This is a genomic window from Salinibacter sp. (genome assembly GCF_042218895.1).
Classification (GTDB): domain Bacteria; phylum Bacteroidota; class Rhodothermia; order Rhodothermales; family Salinibacteraceae; genus Salinibacter.
Map to the genome: position 1 here is coordinate 21,033 of NZ_JBDGQQ010000050.1, position 3,955 is coordinate 24,987.

At 73.0% G+C, this 3,955-nt stretch carries 2 protein-coding genes and 1 pseudogene; all 3 read right to left on the bottom strand.

The features are described 5' to 3' along the window. Positions 1-737, bottom strand: a pseudogene (locus tag ABEL04_RS05490) (hypothetical protein); the annotation flags it as partial. A 33-nt stretch (positions 738-770) separates the two neighbouring features. After that, on the bottom strand, positions 771-2,837 hold the full coding sequence (locus tag ABEL04_RS05495) for an ATP-binding protein (protein ID WP_375801380.1): 2,067 nt from the start codon (positions 2,835-2,837) through the stop codon (positions 771-773). A gap of 117 nt (positions 2,838-2,954) precedes the next feature. Then, positions 2,955-3,890 carry an SDR family NAD(P)-dependent oxidoreductase gene (locus ABEL04_RS05500; protein WP_375801381.1) on the bottom strand — a complete coding sequence of 312 codons (936 nt, stop codon included), beginning with the start codon at positions 3,888-3,890 and terminating at the stop codon, positions 2,955-2,957. Positions 3,891-3,955: the final 65 nt, after the last annotated feature.

Sequence of the window (3,955 nt, forward strand, 5' to 3'; positions counted from 1 at the left end):
GCGGGATCGTCGCCCGGTTCTGGCAGGGGCTCCTCGCCCGGCTCCGGGAGGCCTGAGGGCTCGCTCGGGCCGGAATCGTCCGTGCCGGAATCGCCCCGCCCGGATCCGGACTGGACGTCGCCGGAACGGGCCTCGGGGGTCTCGCTCGGGGACGTCCCTCCCGCGCCCTGGGCATCGGGCGTAGACGAGGGGCCGGTCGACGGAGCGCCGGAGGACGGCGCGCCGGGGCCTCCGCCAGAGGCGTCGTCGGAGCGGGCCGGTGGGCCCGGCTCGTCGCCGGCAGGAGGCGTGTCGGAGGAGGGGGCCCCGCCGGAGGCCGGGTCGGATCTCGCCTGTGGGCCTGTGCCGGAAGGTGGAGGATCGGCCGACGCCTCGGGAGCGGCCGGCAAGTCGGGGTCGTTGCCGGCGGGAGGCGAGGCCGGGCCGCTCCCGCTGTCTCCGTCCCCGCCGTCCTCGCTTCCGCTGCCGCCGGGGGCCGGGGCGCGCTCGGTCGGGGCGCCTCCTGCCGGCCCGCCGCTGTCCGGGACGTCGCCGCCCGGTGGGGACTCGGGAGACGGCTTCGAATCGCGGGGGGACTGCTCGGAGTCACGAAGGGAATTGGGCCCGGAGGACGGCCCTGAGTCGCGGGGCGGGTCGCCGGGGGGCTCCCCGGAGGCCGGGCGCCAGCGGCGCTCTACGGCCGGGGAGTCTTCGCCTGCGCCGGGGGCCGGGGTGCTGCTCGCATCGGGGTCGGACATGGCATGGATTGGGGCTGTGGAGGCTCGGCGCGGCTACGCGGCCAGCTCGCCGATCGTCTGGTCGATTTGGTCGATGAGGAGCCCGGCACGGCTGGCGGTGATCTGCCGCCAGGACAGCTGGGCGCCCACGGTGAGCCGGCCGCCTCGGTAGATGCTCTTGATCCCGTCCTTGACGCGGACGAGCGTCTTTCGGGGATTGGGGCGCTGGTCGGTCGGGCGGGCCACCTCGAACCCCTTCTCCTTCGCGAGCGTGGTCCCCGAGAAGCGGGCCTCCCGCTTCCGGCTCAGGGAGAGCGTCGAGCCCGGGAGCCAGTTCTGCAGGTACGACTCGAGGGCCGGGGAGAACGCCCCGGTCACCGACACGACGAGAAAGTCGTTCTCGTCCCCGAGGAGGCCGATCATGAGGTCCTCGAAGAGCACGTGCAGGGCCTCCCCCTCCGCGATGAGGGTCTCGGCGTTTTCCTCCGCGTGCCGCACGAACGAGTCAAACCCGGGCACGTCGCCGCTCGCGGCGGTGTCCACCTCCTCGCGCTGCCAGTAGTCAAAGACGCCGGCAAAGTAGGGATCCGCCACCGCCTCGCCGGCGTGCCGGGCCTCGACCACGCCGGCCTCGCTCGTGCCCAGGCGGGCGAGCACCGGGGTGGGAAGGTCCGCCGGGGCCGCGACGTCGTGCGCGTCGAGCCACGTGCCCACCAGCAGCTCCTCGAATGTGGCCCGCTGGGCGGCCGGCGCGATGATCTCGGCGCCGGCCTCCGGCGTCCAGCGCAGGTGGATACTCTCGTACCGGGCAATAATTTCGTCCTCGGCGTAGGAGATCACCTCTAGCCCCCGCTCGTCCTGCAGGAGGCGGAGGTCCTCGCGGGTGGCCTGCGGTTCGGCGAACACGATCTCGCCGCGGTGGCCCCACAGGTCCTCGGCGTACCCGTCGTGCTCGGTGAGGGGCACGGCCTCGTCCAGCGTGATGGTGTCCCCCTGCACCCGCACCCGCCCGAAGCGGTCCGGCGCGTCGCCGGGGGGCTCCTGGCGGGTGAGGGCGTCGTAGGCGCTGTCGGTGTGCTCGAGGGCGGCAAAGGCGGCGCTGAGGTCCGGCGCCTCGTTGTTGTCGGGGGCGGTGTAGCCCTTCGCCTCGGCCATCGGCGGCATGGCGGCCTCGTCGTCCTCGGGGCCCCGATCGGAAGCGGCGGGGCCTACGGAGCCGTACGCGCTCGGGTCGAGGGGCTCGCCGTCGGGCGCCTCCCAGCCGGCGTCGTCCCAGTCGGAGGTGTCGACGTCCTCCGCCTTCTTGAGCAGCCGGTGGTTGTCGCGGTCCTTGGTGACGTAGTCGAGCACGAGCTGGTCCCAGTCGGCGTCGCCGGGGCCGAGGACGCTGATCGCGTCGAGCAGCTGCTGGAGCTCCTGGATCGTGCAGCTTTTCTCCATCATCGACAGCTCGCACCGCACGTAGAGGTTGACGGCCGCCTCGACGTAGGGGTGGTTGCCGTGCGATTCGAGGAGGGCCTCGCGGACGAGCGAGGGATGCAGCGGCTCGAAGTGGAGGTACGGCATCCGCCGGTGGGCCGGGCCGGAGAGGTCGCGCTCGTCGTTGAGCGTGATGCAGACGTAGAGGTTGTCCATGTTCGCCTGCACCTGAATGTCGCCGTAGTTGACCCGGCCGTTCTGGAGAAAGTCCAGCAGGAAGGCGTCGGCGGTCGGGCGGGTCTTGTCCCACTCGTCGAGGATGAGCAGCGTGTTGCCCTCGTGGCTGGCCCGGACGGCCTTCGGCAGCTCGCCCCACTGCTTCTTGATGCCGCTCCGCGCCTCCTCGTCGGGCAGGAGGTCGAGGATGAGGTCCTCCTCGCGGCTGCCGGGACTGACCTGCTTGAAGAAGGTGTCCATCCCCAGGATGTCGCCGAGCACCTCCAGGAGCCACGTCTTGCCGGTGCCGGGCGGGCCGAACGCAAAGAAGCCGCCGAGGGGCTTTGTCATCAGCGCGGCCAGCACGCTGCGGGCCCGGCTGCGGGCGCAGATGTAGCCGGCGTCGTTGAGGGCCTCGTGCAGGGCGTCGACGGTGAGGGCCTCGACGGGGTCGTCCGGCGCAGGGGAGGAGGTCGTGTCGGGCATCGTCGGTCCAGCGCGGTCAGTCAAACGGGGGTGGCACGGCAGTGGAGGCCCGGCGCGCAGAAGCTGCGCGCTGGGGCCCTCCGGGACGACGTGGCGTCGGCTCAGCGTGGCGTCGGCTCAGCGCGGGCCGGGGGCCGTCGAGGGCGCCCCGGCGTCGGCCAGCGGTTCGTCGAGGCCGAGCATCTCGGCGCTGCGGGCCCAGAGGCGGGCGGCCGCCGCCCGGTCGCGGGCGGGCTCGGCGGGGGCGGTCGGCTGCTGGCCCGCAAAGTACCGGCCGGACGTCTCTGCGGTGTCGGGCGAGACCCCCACGTGAAGCAGCTCGGCGGCCCCGTCGGCCACAGAGGCGGCCCCCGGCACTATGCCCAGCGTCCGGAACAGGCCCGAGAGCGGGCCGGGGAGGAACCGCCAAAACTGGCTGCCGGGGATAAACCCGGGGTGGACGCTGTTCGACGTTGCCGTGCGGCCGGCCGCGTCGAGCCGCCGCGCCAGCTCGGCGGCAAAAAGCACGTTGGCGAGCTTCGAGTGGCCGTAGGCCGACATGCCGGCGCGGCTCGCCTCCCCCTGCGTGCGGTCAAGGTCGAGCGTGGCCCCGCGGTGGGCCTCCGACGCCGTCGTGACGACGCGAGCCCCCTCGCGCAGGTGGTCCAGTAGGCGAGCCGTGAGCAGGTACGGCGCCAGGTGGTTCACGTAAAAGGTCATCTCGATCCCGGGCCCGACGAGGCGCTTCTCCTGGAAGAGACCCCCCGCGTTGTTGAACAGGAGGTCGAGGCCGTCGGTCCACGAGCAGGTGGCCTCCGTCAGCCGGCACACCGCGTCGCGATCGGTGAAGTCGGCCGCCACGAACGCCGCGTCGGCCCCATCCTCCCGGATCGCGCCGGCGACCTCTTCGCCGGCCTCCGGGTCGCGCCCGTGAACGAGCACGTCGGCCCCGAGCCGCCCGAGGGCACGGGCAGTGGCCCGCCCGATGCCCCGCGTCGAGCCGGTGACGAGGGCCGTCGTTCCGGAGGCGTCGACGTCGCCGACCCCGGCGAGGGTTTCTGGAGGTGCAGACATGAAAGCGTATCGTGCAGGTTGGGGGATCGCAAAGAATGTGTCGCCACCGGGGAGAACCGGCCGGG